We start from the raw sequence: 12,815 nt of genomic DNA on the forward strand, positions 1-12,815 counted from the left end.
AATTATTACTGTAGAGAAGCGCCAAAGGCTGCTTTTCATGATGAGTTAAATAAATTAATGTTTAAAGCTCGCCTAAACAGGAGCGAGGGCTATTTAATTGTCACTGCTTTTCCATCTGGGATATTGCTGCGAAGCAAGCAAAAGCTGGGCAGGGTTGTAGATTACAGAGAAGATTCAAGTCTACAAGATGTGCAGAAAAATCCCCAACCGTGAAGCTGGCGGTAAGTAGTACCTCTTTAACTGGCAACCAAATAACCTTAAATAATTAGCGCTATTCTTATGCGAAAAATTAAGATTCTACTAGTTGATGATGATGAAGATGACTTCATCCTAACCCGCGAACTCCTCTCGGATTCACCGAGGAAAGCCACCTATGAATTATCCTGGTGCAATAATTATCGCGAAGCTATCACCTTACTGCTGAAGGGTCTTTACGATATCTACCTGGTGGACTACCGTCTTGGAAGCCATTCTGGTATTGATCTTTTAAATGAAGCAGTAAAGTCAAGTTGTACAAAGCCAATTATTATTTTAACCGGTAAAGGTGATTCCCGAATTGATGAGGAAGCACTACAACTGGGGGCAGCGGATTATCTGGTAAAAGATCAAATTGATTGCGCAACGCTGGAAAGAAGTATAAGATACTGTTACGGGCACTCCAAGGCGCTGGAGCAACTGAAAGAAAGTGAGAATAAATTCCGGATCATCTTTGAACGATCGAAGGACCCTATGTTGATTACGGATCAAAAAGGAAATATTTATGAGGCAAATACGGCTGCCTTACGGTTTTTCGAATATTCGAAAGAAGCCTTTCTGAGAAAAAACGCTGCCGAACTCTATCGCAACAAGAACAACAGAAAGGTATTCACAAACAGTCTTCAGGGAAATGGCTCCGTAGCCAATCTGGAATTCGAATATGTGACAGCAAGCGGAAAAACCCGGGTTTGCAGTATCTCTTCCTTTGTTCAAATATCGAAGCAAAGCGATGTGGAGCTGTATTACTCTATCTTACACGATATTACCTACCGCAGACAGCAGGAGCAGCAAATTGCTCTTGAAGAAAAGCTCTCTTCCATTGAACGCATCACCCGCAACCTTGCGGACGAAGTGCTTAATCCCTTATCAAACGTAAACCTTGCCCTCGATGAACTGAGGGGAAGCCTCACCAGGCAAGAAGACCTTCTTCTATATGAAATTATCAGAAAGAACTGTGATAGAATCAGCGAGTTAAGCACCCAACTAGTTGAAAGCACCCAGTCAGCACCACTAAGCATTAAGAGAATCGATTTCGTCGAGGTTTTGAACCGAACGGCGAAGGAGGCGGAGGGTCTATATGACCTTGAAATTAACATCAACGCGCCTAAAACTACTATTTTCTTTTATGGGGATGAGGCTAAGCTAGCTTTGGCAATTATGAACATTTTTGAAAACGTTTCAGAATCTCTGGAATTCAAAAAACGAGGCATCCTTGTCAACGTGAGTGAAACTTCGAGGGACGTTTCCTTAGAAATCTCTGATAAAGGAATCGTCATCCCGAAACAAGACCTTGACAAAGTGTTTGAACCATACTTTACTAGTAAGGGTAAGAGTTCTGGCTTAGGTCTGGCTCATTCTCAACGTATAATTCAGGCTCACGATGGGCAGATCGAAATTAAGAGCGGCCAGCACGAAGGCACTACAGTAAAAATCACCTTGCCAAGAATACGGCAACTGTAAAGTGCTTTCCGAGATCGAACAAATTGGGGAACACCGTTGTTTATAACGCATGCTACTTATATCTACCTGTCCTTGCAAGCAGATGCTTTTTGCAACCCGCTAACGCCTATGCCCGTTTTTAACTACAAGCAACGCAACAACATTGTACTAATAATTCTGATCATACTGGGGTGCTTTATCCTGTATTCCCTACGATTCATTGCAGGATCTTTATTGAGCACCGTGGTTACTTACACCATCCTACGCCCGCTTTACATTCATCTTACGGAAGAGTGGAGATGGAGTAAAACGGTCGCCTGCATTTCATTAATGCTTAGCTCATTCCTGGTCATTGTACTGCCCTTTTTTATCCTGAGCTTGATGGTAATTAATAAAATCGCGGAGTTTGAGCGTGACCAGATTAAATTGAAAGTAATGGTAGCCAGGATAGATGACTTTCTGGGAGCTAAACTTCACCAACCAGATCTGCTGGAAAACGGCATTGAACGAGCTACAACCTACATCAGCGATCTTTTTCCTTCTATTATAGGTGGCGCCTTTAGTCTCGTACTTGGAATTGCCATCATGTATTTCCTGCTTTACTTCATGTTTATTCACCACGAGAAGTTTGAAGCTGAAGCGATCAAATACTCGCCCTTCCGTGAGCAAAATGCATTGAGATTTGGAGAGGAGTTGAAGAACACCACGTATTCAAACGTACTCGGACAAGGATTGATTGCTGTAGTTCAAGGTGCATTAGTCAGCATCGGCTTTTTTATGTTTGGTATCCGCGATGCTATTTTTTGGGGCGTAATATCAACCTTCCTCTCCTTTATGCCCGTTTTAGGAGCACCGATAGTCTTTGTTCCGGCGGCGCTGATTGAGCTGGCTAATGGAGATACAACCGCAGGTTACGGCATCCTTATTTGGGGATTTGTTTTAGTGATCAATATAGACAACGTCATCCGCTTTCTGATTGCTAAAAGAGTGGGAAACATTCACCCTATAATAACGGTGGTAGGAGTGATAATTGGCATACCCGTATTTGGAATTATGGGCCTTGTTTTCGGCCCGCTACTCCTTTCCTATTTCATTCTGACAGTGCGGATTTACGAAACGAGCCGCCTTGCTACAGAGCAGCTTGAGAAAATCCGGGCGGGCGACGAAGAATAGATCAGGAAGCCGAATTTGGCCGCAAATTCAACTTCCCCTTTTCCTCTGAATAACATTATTCAAGTGAAAATTATTCAAACCGTCCGAGCTGTTTTATTGTATTATACGGTAGTTAATATTTTATCACCCGGAAGGGTTAAACTTATACGCCATGAACGACAATACCAAAGTTTTACTAGCTCTTTTGGCCGGCGCAGCTGCAGGTGCTGCCCTGGGCATACTTTTCGCCCCTGAGAAGGGATCTGAAACACGCGACAGATTGAACGATGCGTTGAAAAACCTAAGCGACACTATTAAAGATCGCGCAGCGGAAGAAATTGAAAATCTTACCGCTTTTAAAGATAAAGTTGTTGATGAGGTTAAAACACGATTTGCCTCTTCAGAGACAGAAGGCTTTGATCAAACGCAACAACAACAGGCACCGGTTGCCGAGCAAATTTAAATTACAGGTCCTGGCCTCCCGCCAGGACTTACATTAACATCAATTTTATGGCCGAGACACAAGACAAACAACAGTCGCCGGATTTAGCTGCACTGCTTAAAGAATATATCGCTACCCGGGTTGAATTAACCAGGTTAACTATTATCGAGCGGTTGACAGTAGTAACAGCAAATTTAATAACGGACACTTTTGTACTGGTAGCTGGATTACTTACATTCCTGTTTGCATCATTTACACTTGCCTTATGGATCGGGGAGGAAACAGGATCCTACGCGGCAGGTTTTGGAATAGTAGCCTTAATCTATCTGGCGCTAGCTCTGATTGTATTTTTTACCAAAGAGCGACTTGTTGACAACTACCTGCAGGATTTCATGGTGAAAAGAATTTTTAAAAAGAAAAAGTAGATGGAAAAAAGTTTTAGCAGTTTCGCAGAATTACAGGCTGAAATCCAATTTCTTAAAGTTCAGCAATTCCATCAGGAAGAAAATTTGAAGGAAAAATTCAGCAATCCAACAACAATATTCCAAGCGATAACCGGTCTGTTTAAATCCAGTTCTTCGAATAAATCTTTGGTCCACGATTTCATGAACCAGGATATGATTACGAATATCTCTCGCGTTATTCTTCCTTTATTTTTGAATGGCGTGATATTCAAAAAATCTGGATTTATAGTTAAAACGCTTGTGACCTTCTTATCGCAGAAGGCGGCCAAAAAAGTGAACTCTAACGCTATCTCGGGCATCATTGATAAAGTAAGCGGACTATTTAAAAGCAGAACCGCATCTACTGGATCAGGTCATCCCAAGATAAAAGACTACGGCATTCCACCAGATAGCGAAACTTACTAGAAAATAAGCTTTACACTTGCCCCCGAAATAAGCCCTGCCCGCCTGGTGCAGGGCTCTTCTTTTTCCTCGCTTAATTATCTTAAATAACTCTTCTTCCTTTTACAGCCTCCTTTTTGCTAGTGCAGGTTTTGCAGGATAAACCCTATTTTTGCCTGAGATTTAAAAATGGGGAAAGATAAATTAAGGCGATTTGCAGAAGTAGCAACATTCGCTAACGTTCATCAGCTGGATGAAGGAAAAGAACTAAAGGGACAATGGAGCTTAAAACACTTCAACAACAATCAGCCGGTAATTCTGGAGTTAGCCTGCGGGAAAGGTGAGTACACTGTGAACCTGGCGAGGTTATTTCCTGAAAAGAATTTTATTGGCGTGGATTACAAGGGGAATAGGATCTGGCGCGGCGCTAAAACAGCACTTGACGAAAACATTAGGAACGTTGCATTCTTACGGATCCAGATCGAGAATATCTTAGACTATTTCGACGAGGGTGAGGTATCTGAAATATGGATTACTTTTCCCGACCCGCAACCGCAGATCAGCCGGGAAAAGAAGCGACTGACACATCCGAGGTTCCTGGAGAAATACAAGTTTATCTTAGTTGAGGAAGGAGTAGTGCATCTAAAAACTGATAATGATGGGCTTCACGCTTTTACCGCCGAAAAAATTGAAGAGCTTGGACTGAATTTACATGCTCGTACCGAAGATCTATATAAATCAGAATTGGTAGATGATGTGTTATCCATCAAAACCTATTACGAAAAGAAATACCTTGCATCCGATAAAAACATCAACTATCTGAAATTCAGCTTTAAATAGTGGATAAAGAAAACTTCTTCGATCGTGTGTTTGAAACAGCCAGGAGGATTCCTGTAGGAAGGGTAACATCTTACGGAGCAATCGCAGCTTACCTGGGAATGAAAGGTTCATCGAGGATGGTCGGTTATGCCATGAATGCCAGCGGTGACGTTTTTCCTCCTGTTCCTGCCCATCGCGTAGTCAATCGTAATGGGATGCTGACAGGTAAACATCATTTTCCCTCACCCGAGCTTATGCAGCAAATGCTCGAAAACGAAGGTGTGCAGGTTGAAAATGACAAGGTCGTAGAATTTAAAAAGTTGTTTTGGGATCCCGCCACAGCCGAACTATAGAGATCAAATCCGGGAACCAGAACATCCACCTCTAATCATAGTAACAATATGGGCAAATTAGTAGAAGAGTTTAACAGCTATCGCACCCGAATGAATGACCGGGTGATGGAAACTGCGAACACCAATATAAAGCGCTTTTTCGCTTTGGATACGACCTCCTATGCAGAGGGAGCATTGGACGTAAAAACGAAAGAAATGCTCGGTTTGGTGGCCTCCATGGTCCTTCGTTGCGATGATTGCATCAAATATCACCTGGGAAAATGCCATGAGGCCGGTGTAAATTCCGAAGAATTGAACGAGGTATTCATGATTGCTAATTTGGTGGGAGGCTCAATCGTTATCCCCCACTACCGTCGGGCTGTCGAATATTGGGACGAACTAAATCAAGCTGAATAACAGAGATTTGCGGAAGTTGTCGAATACCTGTAAACTCGCTTTTACAAATCGATAAGCTATGAACGTTTCTCGCCCGCAAGTTGATTCCCTGACCAGATGCTCCTGGTGTGGTACCGATCCCCTCTATGTGAAGTACCACGATGAAGAGTGGGGTAAAGAGGTACATGACGACCGCGTGTTGTTTGAGTTTCTGGTCCTCGAGTCGGCACAAGCCGGTTTAAGCTGGCTTACCATCCTAAAGCGGCGGGAGAACTACCGCAGAGCTTTTGCAGATTTTGATCCCGTGAAGGTAGCGCAGTTTACAGATGAGAATATCTCCGGCCTAATGCAAGACGCGGGCATCATCCGAAACAAACTGAAAATTGAAGCCGCTATCAACAACGCTAAACTCTTTTTGAAGGTTCAGGAAGAGTTCGGAAGCTTCGACAAATATCTCTACTCATTCATGCCCGAAGGCAAACCCCTACAAAATACCTTTGCTAATGCAAAAGAAATTCCGGCTCGAACCGAACTTTCAGACGCCATTTCAAGGGATATGAAAAAAAGAGGATTTAAGTTCTTCGGGACCACCATCTGTTACGCTCATATGCAAGCCACAGGCATGGTGAATGATCATATTTTGAGCTGCAGCTTCCGCTAAATTACAGCTACCCAATCTACATTTTTCTAAATCCATTTTAAGCTCGGGCAAGATGTGACTAAATTGCATCTTTGCATAATTTGCAGCCGGAGAGAAATCAACTCCACTGCAGTAAAAAACACCAGTAAAAACATTTTCTGTGGAATCAACAACAAAGAAACTTTTCCTGCTTGATGGGATGGCGCTAATGTACCGGGCTCATTTCGCACTAAGCAAAAATCCCCGGTTCACTTCAACAGGTATTAATACCTCCGCTGTGATGGGCTTCACCAACACGCTATTGGAAGTACTAAAAAAGGAGAAACCGTCGCATATGGCTGTTGTCTTTGACACCGATGCCCCCACAGAACGACATACTGATTTTACCGCTTATAAAGCTCATCGAGAGGCGATGCCCGAAGATCTTTCAGCCGCAATGCCTTACGTCATAAAGCTAATTGAAGGTTTTAATATCCCTGTAATAACTTCGGATGGCTATGAAGCCGACGATATCATCGGCACGTTGGCTAAAAAAGCAGAACAGGTAGGATATACCGTCTACTGTATGACCCCGGATAAAGACTTTGCTCAGCTCGTTTCCGACAATATCTTCATCTACAAGCCTGCAAGAATGGGTAACGATATGGAAATCCTCGGAGTGAAAGAGGTGTTGTCAAAATGGGAAGTTGAGCGGGTAGAGCAGGTTATTGATATTCTGGGATTATGGGGGGATGCTGTAGATAATATCCCGGGGATACCTGGTATTGGAGAGAAAACCGCTAAAACGCTGATCAAGCAATACGGATCTGTAGAGAACATCATCGCAAACAGTCATGAGCTGAAAGGTAAGATGAAGGAAAACGTGGAGAAATTCGCAGAACAGGGTCTTATTTCAAAGAAGCTCGCCACTATTTTACTCGATGCTCCGGTTGAGTTGGACGAAGAGGCACTACAGATAAATCCTCCGAGCAGAGAAAAACTGGAACCGTTATTTGTGGAGCTTGAATTCAGAACGATCGGCCGGCGTGTATTTGGCGAGGAACTGAATGTTACCGAAGTCAGACAAGCAAGCTACGGTCAGCAAACCGACCTTTTCGGTCAGCCCGTTGAGCGGATTGAAGTAAAAACAGAGACAATTATTGAACCTGTTGCGCCTTCAAAGAACATTAGCAATACGCCCCATGAGTATCATCTGGTGGATACAAAAGAGAAAAGAGCAGAACTAATTGGGATGTTGGAAGCTCAACCGGCATTCTGCTTTGACACAGAAACTACCTGCATGGATGCAAACAACTGCGAGCTGGTAGGTATGTCTTTTTCTGTGAAACCAGGGGAAGGCTGGTATGTGCCGATGCCGGTTCCGCAGGACGAATGTTGCCAGATAGTGTGTGAGTTTAAAACGTTGATGGAAAATCCATCTATCAAAAAGATCGGCCAGAATTTGAAATACGACATCCTGGTTTTAAACTGGTACGGGATCAATGTACAGGGCGAACTCTTTGACACGATGCTGGCCCACTATCTGATAGATCCGGACACACGTCATAACATGGACATTCTTGCAGAGAACTTTCTCGGTTATACCCCGGTTTCTATTACCTCTTTAATAGGTACCAAGGGAAAAGCACAAGGGAACATGCGGGATGTGGAGCTGGAAAAGATAAAAGACTATGCGGCGGAAGATGCTGACATCACCCTGCAGTTAAAAGAAGTTTTTGAACCCTTGCTTGTCAAAGCGAGTGTAGATAAACTGGCGTCGGAAATTGAGAACCCCTTGATCTATGTTCTGGCCGATATGGAACGGGAAGGAGTATTGATTGATCGGGATTCGCTGGGTGAATATTCGTTACAACTGGAGAAAGAAATAAAAACGCTGGAAAACACCATCTTCGACAAGGCGGGAGTCCGGTTTAACATCGCTTCTCCGAAGCAACTTGGGGAAGTGCTGTTCGAGAAACTGCAGCTGGATCCAAAAGCTAAGAAAACAAAGACGGGCCAATATCAGACCGGAGAAGACATACTAACAGCTCTTGCGAACAAGAGCGACATTGCTAAAGATATTTTAGACTTCAGACAGCTACAGAAGCTGAAATCGACCTATGTCGACGCCCTTCCCCTACTGATCAATTCAAAGACTGGGCGTGTGCACACGTCTTACAATCAAGCTGTCGCGGCAACAGGCCGTCTCAGTTCGAATAATCCCAATCTCCAGAATATTCCCATTCGGACAGACCGGGGGCGGGAGGTGAGAAAGGCTTTTATTCCTAGAGATGCCGACCATATTATTCTGTCTGCCGATTACTCTCAAATTGAGCTTCGACTGATTGCGGAAATAAGCAAAGATGAAAATATGCTGGACGCTTTCGCTAAAGGACTTGACATCCACACGGCAACAGCCTCAAAAGTATACGGAGTAGCTTTAGAGGAAGTAGATTCTACTCAAAGACGGAATGCTAAAGCGGTCAACTTTGGAATCATTTATGGCCAGTCTGCTTTTGGTCTTTCTCAAAATTTGGGTATCTCCCGAAAGGAAGCTGCCGACATTATTGAAGAATACTTCAGGCAATATGCGGGTATTAAAAGATACATGAGCGATACTATGAATTTTGCCCGTGAAAATGGCTATGTTCAAACGCTGATGGGTAGAAGACGATACCTTCGCGACATTAACTCTGCGAATGCTACCGTCCGCGGCTTTGCTGAACGAAATGCAATTAACGCACCTATTCAGGGATCGGCAGCTGATATGATTAAAATTGCCATGATTAATATCCATCGGGATATGAAGGAGCAGAAACTAGCCTCAAAAATGACTATGCAGGTTCATGATGAGTTGGTTTTTGACGTATTAGTGCCAGAAGTGGATCAAATGAAAGCGATCATCGAACACCGGATGAAAACAGCTATCAAAACAGATGTTCCCATCATTGTTGAAATTGGGCAAGGGCTTAACTGGCTGGAGGCACATTAACAGCAGCACGGGTAATTTATTGCGCTCATAGTCAACCAGAAAATATTTTTTTTGAAAAAATACAAAACCTATCTCAAAAAGATGGGTTTCCTTGTTTTCCCGAAATATATTTTCTTAAATTTCAAACATTCAAACACACAATATGAATGTCATTCATTTAAGCGCAGAGTGTTACCCTGTTGCTAAGGTCGGTGGGCTTGGCGACGTTGTAAGTGCGTTGCCTAAATATCAGCAATCCGCAGGAGTTAATGCGATTGTTGTACTACCCTACTATGATCGGAAGTTTGTACAGGAGAACGAATTTGAAGTGATATTCCGTTCAGAAGTGAGCATGGGTGATTGGTCTAGCCGCTTCGAGGTATTGAAGGAAAAAACAGACAAACTGGGATTTCCGCTTCACCTCATTCGCATTCCCGGCCTGTTAGATCGTCCCGAAATCTATTCCTATCCCGATGAAACCGAACAATTCGTGGCTTTTCAGCTGGCTTTTCTCGAATGGCTAACTAAGTTCGAGGTTCGGCCTGATATTATTCACTGCCACGACCATCATACCGGGCTGGTCCCGTTCCTGCTGAACTATTCTTATCGCTATAATCACCTTTCAGATATTCCGACTGTTCTCACCATCCATAACGCACAGTATCAAGGCTGGATCAGCTGGGACAAGTTCAATTACCTACCTGATGTAGACCCTTCGAAAACCGGGCTACTTGAATGGAATAATTGTATTAACCCACTCGCAACTGCTGTTAAGTGCTGCTGGCGATATACTACTGTTTCTCCAAGTTATCTAAAGGAGCTATCCTACAATTCCAATGGATTGGAAGCTTTATTTGAGATGGAAAAAGCTAAGGGAGTCGGCATCATTAACGGTATCGACACTGATGTTTGGAACCCCGCGACAGATGCAATGATTCCGGCCACCTATGATACGGATAGCGCAGGTAAAGGAAAAACAGCTAATAAAAAAGCAATTTGCAAGGAGTTTGGACTGACCGCTACTAAACCTTTAATAGCCTTCATTGGAAGGCTCGTGGGAGAAAAAGGGGCGGATCTGCTTCCCCAAGCCCTCACGACTGCCTTGTCGGCGTTAAAGTTAAAAGGGAAAGCAAACATTTTGATTTTAGGCTCTGGAGAGCCCGCTATTGAAGATGCCCTATCGGGACTAAGAACCTCCTTTCCTAAAAGCTACAATGTTTTTATTGGCTATAATGAGGCTTTATCACACCAAATATATGCAGGGGCCGACTTCCTGCTGATGCCATCAAGAGTAGAACCGTGCGGCCTAAACCAACTATACTCTTTGAGATACGGGACAATTCCAATTGTAAGAAGTACAGGTGGACTGATAGATACTGTTATAGACATTTCTGAACCTGACGGATACGGCATCTGCTTTCAGGAAGCAACCGCCGATGAAATATCGCACGCAATTTTAAGGGCTGTTGAACTATATCAAAACTCGGAACAGGTGAGTTTGTTACGTAGTAGGATGATGTCATTGAACTACTCCTGGCATCAATCAGCCAACCAATATATCGAACTATACAATAGTCTAAAATAAATAAAGTAAAATGTCTCAAGTACTAGCAGTAATACTAGGAGGAGGCCAGGGAACCAGGCTTCACCCCCTCACTGCCACAAGGTCTAAACCAGCAGTTCCAATTGCGGGTAAATATCGATTGGTAGATATACCTATTTCAAATTGTCTGAATTCGGGAATTGACAGAATCTTTGTCCTTACTCAGTTCAACTCGGCTTCGCTGAACAAGCATATCAAAAACACCTATCACTTTAATGTCTTCAGCACAGGTTTTGTCGACATCCTTGCTGCTGAGCAAACACCTAATAATACAGGTTGGTTCCAGGGAACAGCAGATGCTGTGAGACAAAGTTTACACCATATCTCGCCTTTCGATTTCGATTATGTGCTCATTTTATCGGGCGACCAGTTGTATCAGATGGATTTCAACGATATGATTCAAAAGCACATCGAGAAGGCAGCAGAGATTTCCGTGGCAACAATTCCGGTTATGGCTAAAGAAGTGCCCGGTTTTGGGATCATGAAAACCGATGAACAAAACAACATCACTGCTTTTATTGAGAAGCCGAAGAAAGATTTTGAGGACTGGGCTTCAGAAGTGAGTCCGGAGATGAAGGCCCAAGGCAGAGTTTACCAGGCCTCGATGGGCATCTACCTCTTTAACAGAAAAGCACTGTATGATACACTAACTAATGATCCTCATACGGATTTCGGAAAAGAGATCATCCCGGAAGCTATCTCAAAAAGGAAAGTGGTAAGCTATCAGTACGAAGGCTACTGGACAGACATCGGAACCATTCCTTCATTCTTTGAAGCGAATATTGGTTTGACAGACGATATTCCACAGTTCAACATGTTTGATAAGAAAAGTATCTTTTCGCGTCCGCGGATGTTACCTCCTTCCAAAATTCAGGGCACTACTCTGGAGAAGACTGTGATTGCTGATGGCTGTATTATTCAGGCAAGCAGAATCGAAAGGTCTGTAATTGGTATCCGGACAAGAATTGGCAAGGGCACTACCATTGAGTGTAGCTATATCATGGGTAGTGACTATTATCAAAGTTTGGAACAGCTGGAAGAAGCAAAGAATACCAACTCTCCAATTATAGGGGTAGGTGAAAGATGTTATATTAAGAATGCGATATTGGACAAAAATTGCCGGATTGGTAATGATGTACGCATTAATGGTGGACCCCACCTGGCAGACGGAGACTACGAAAAGTACACCGTAAGCAACGGCATCGTGGTTATTAAGAAATCAGCTATTTTACCGAACGGAACGGTAATTTAAAGCTCGATACTACTACCGATATCAATCAACTTAAGAGACAGCCCTGCATCATCAAATTTGGTCAGGGCTTCTTTTTTATCAATTGCTATATACCCAAAAGTGTCATAGTGCATTCCGATGATTTCATTGCATTTGATAAACTTAGAAGCAACAATAGCATCTTCTATTCCCATGGTAAAATTATCGCCAATAGGAAGAAACGCATAGTCCAATTTGTACATATCTCCCGTCAGCTTCATCTCCTGCATCAAAGCTGTGTCTCCTGCGTAGTAAAGTGTCTTTCCAGAGGTATGCAAAATAAATCCGGCAGCAGTGCCGCCGTAAGTTCCATCAGGCAAGGAATTAGAATGGGCTGCAAAAACCATTTTAACTTTACCAAAATCGAAGTTACGCTGTCCGCCCAAGTTCATCGGATGGCAGTTGGTAACTCCCTTTCCATTTAGCCAAACCATGATTTCGTATGAACACACCACTAAAGCACCGGTGCGGGAAGCAATGTTTACTAAATCAGCTGTATGATCCTCATGTCCATGAGACACCAGAATAAAATCAGCCTCAATAGCATCCACATCTATGTGCTTCGCTAAATCGTTTGGGGTGATGAAAGGGTCAAAAAGTATCTTTTTACCTTCAGTTTCGAGTAGAAAGCAAGATTGGCCGTAGTAAGTAAGTTTCATAGGAAAAATAGC

General features: G+C 43.2%; 13 protein-coding genes. 12 read left to right on the forward strand and 1 reads right to left on the reverse strand.

Going from position 1 to position 12,815, the window contains the following annotated elements:
- Positions 1-279 precede the first annotated feature (279 nt).
- The 12 genes from J4N23_RS18050 (at position 280) to J4N23_RS18105 (ending at position 12,126) form a co-directional block, all read left to right on the forward strand.
- Positions 280-1,716, forward strand: a complete 1,437-nt coding sequence (locus J4N23_RS18050) for a hybrid sensor histidine kinase/response regulator (RefSeq protein ID WP_207429236.1) — start codon at positions 280-282, stop codon at positions 1,714-1,716.
- Positions 1,717-1,824: 108 nt separating this feature from the next.
- Entirely contained in the window at positions 1,825-2,868 is a 1,044-nt protein-coding gene (locus tag J4N23_RS18055; protein WP_207429237.1) for an AI-2E family transporter, read from the forward strand.
- A gap of 151 nt (positions 2,869-3,019) precedes the next feature.
- A complete protein-coding gene (locus J4N23_RS18060) occupies positions 3,020-3,310 on the forward strand; it encodes a YtxH domain-containing protein (RefSeq protein WP_207429238.1) in 291 nt (96 codons plus the stop codon).
- A gap of 47 nt (positions 3,311-3,357) precedes the next feature.
- The gene (locus J4N23_RS18065) at positions 3,358-3,714 is read left to right on the forward strand and encodes a phage holin family protein (RefSeq protein WP_207429239.1); all 357 of its coding nucleotides are present in this window, start codon (positions 3,358-3,360) and stop codon (positions 3,712-3,714) included.
- Positions 3,715-4,158 carry a hypothetical protein gene (locus J4N23_RS18070; RefSeq protein ID WP_207429240.1) on the forward strand — a complete coding sequence of 148 codons (444 nt, stop codon included), beginning with the start codon at positions 3,715-3,717 and terminating at the stop codon, positions 4,156-4,158. It abuts the gene before it with no gap.
- Positions 4,159-4,323: 165 nt separating this feature from the next.
- A complete protein-coding gene (gene trmB, locus J4N23_RS18075; protein WP_207429241.1) occupies positions 4,324-4,974 on the forward strand; it encodes a tRNA (guanosine(46)-N7)-methyltransferase TrmB in 651 nt (216 codons plus the stop codon).
- The gene (locus J4N23_RS18080) at positions 4,974-5,306 is read left to right on the forward strand and encodes an MGMT family protein (protein WP_207429242.1); all 333 of its coding nucleotides are present in this window, start codon (positions 4,974-4,976) and stop codon (positions 5,304-5,306) included. The genes trmB and J4N23_RS18080 overlap by 1 nt, the downstream gene beginning before the upstream one ends.
- A 48-nt stretch (positions 5,307-5,354) precedes the next feature.
- Positions 5,355-5,702: a carboxymuconolactone decarboxylase family protein gene (locus tag J4N23_RS18085; protein WP_207429243.1), complete on the forward strand. Its 348-nt coding sequence runs from the start codon at positions 5,355-5,357 to the stop codon at positions 5,700-5,702.
- Between the two features lie 58 nt (positions 5,703-5,760).
- Positions 5,761-6,342, forward strand: a complete 582-nt coding sequence (locus J4N23_RS18090) for a DNA-3-methyladenine glycosylase I (protein ID WP_207429244.1) — start codon at positions 5,761-5,763, stop codon at positions 6,340-6,342.
- A gap of 178 nt (positions 6,343-6,520) precedes the next feature.
- Positions 6,521-9,292, forward strand: a complete 2,772-nt coding sequence (gene polA, locus J4N23_RS18095; RefSeq protein WP_207429350.1) for a DNA polymerase I — start codon at positions 6,521-6,523, stop codon at positions 9,290-9,292.
- Positions 9,293-9,434: 142 nt separating this feature from the next.
- Complete coding sequence (locus J4N23_RS18100) at positions 9,435-10,856, forward strand: glycogen synthase (protein WP_207429245.1); 1,422 nt, start codon at positions 9,435-9,437, stop codon at positions 10,854-10,856.
- A 10-nt stretch (positions 10,857-10,866) separates the two neighbouring features.
- Positions 10,867-12,126, forward strand: a complete 1,260-nt coding sequence (locus J4N23_RS18105; protein WP_207429246.1) for a glucose-1-phosphate adenylyltransferase — start codon at positions 10,867-10,869, stop codon at positions 12,124-12,126.
- Here the strand turns inward: J4N23_RS18105 and J4N23_RS18110 are convergent.
- Positions 12,123-12,803, reverse strand: coding sequence for a metal-dependent hydrolase (locus tag J4N23_RS18110; protein WP_207429247.1), 681 nt, complete (start codon positions 12,801-12,803; stop codon positions 12,123-12,125). The genes J4N23_RS18105 and J4N23_RS18110 overlap by 4 nt on opposite strands.
- Positions 12,804-12,815: the final 12 nt, after the last annotated feature.

Origin of the sequence: Pedobacter sp. SYSU D00535, assembly GCF_017355855.1 — a bacterium.
Classification (GTDB): Bacteria; Bacteroidota; Bacteroidia; order Sphingobacteriales; family Sphingobacteriaceae; genus Desertivirga.

What these genes read in the sequence shown, in the direction of transcription:
- polA (WP_207429350.1), top strand. Translation starts at nt 6,521, where the DNA reads ATGGCGCTAATGTACCGGGCTCATTTCGCACTAAGCAAAAATCCCCGG.
- J4N23_RS18060 (WP_207429238.1), top strand. Translation starts at nt 3,020, where the DNA reads ATGAACGACAATACCAAAGTTTTACTAGCTCTTTTGGCCGGCGCAGCT.
- J4N23_RS18065 (WP_207429239.1), top strand. Translation starts at nt 3,358, where the DNA reads ATGGCCGAGACACAAGACAAACAACAGTCGCCGGATTTAGCTGCACTG.
- J4N23_RS18105 (WP_207429246.1), top strand. Translation starts at nt 10,867, where the DNA reads ATGTCTCAAGTACTAGCAGTAATACTAGGAGGAGGCCAGGGAACCAGG.
- J4N23_RS18090 (WP_207429244.1), top strand. Translation starts at nt 5,761, where the DNA reads ATGAACGTTTCTCGCCCGCAAGTTGATTCCCTGACCAGATGCTCCTGG.
- J4N23_RS18050 (WP_207429236.1), top strand. Translation starts at nt 280, where the DNA reads ATGCGAAAAATTAAGATTCTACTAGTTGATGATGATGAAGATGACTTC.
- J4N23_RS18100 (WP_207429245.1), top strand. Translation starts at nt 9,435, where the DNA reads ATGAATGTCATTCATTTAAGCGCAGAGTGTTACCCTGTTGCTAAGGTC.
- J4N23_RS18085 (WP_207429243.1), top strand. Translation starts at nt 5,355, where the DNA reads ATGGGCAAATTAGTAGAAGAGTTTAACAGCTATCGCACCCGAATGAAT.
- J4N23_RS18055 (WP_207429237.1), top strand. Translation starts at nt 1,825, where the DNA reads ATGCCCGTTTTTAACTACAAGCAACGCAACAACATTGTACTAATAATT.
- J4N23_RS18070 (WP_207429240.1), top strand. Translation starts at nt 3,715, where the DNA reads ATGGAAAAAAGTTTTAGCAGTTTCGCAGAATTACAGGCTGAAATCCAA.
- trmB (WP_207429241.1), top strand. Translation starts at nt 4,324, where the DNA reads ATGGGGAAAGATAAATTAAGGCGATTTGCAGAAGTAGCAACATTCGCT.
- J4N23_RS18110 (WP_207429247.1), bottom strand. Translation starts at nt 12,803, where the DNA reads ATGAAACTTACTTACTACGGCCAATCTTGCTTTCTACTCGAAACTGAA.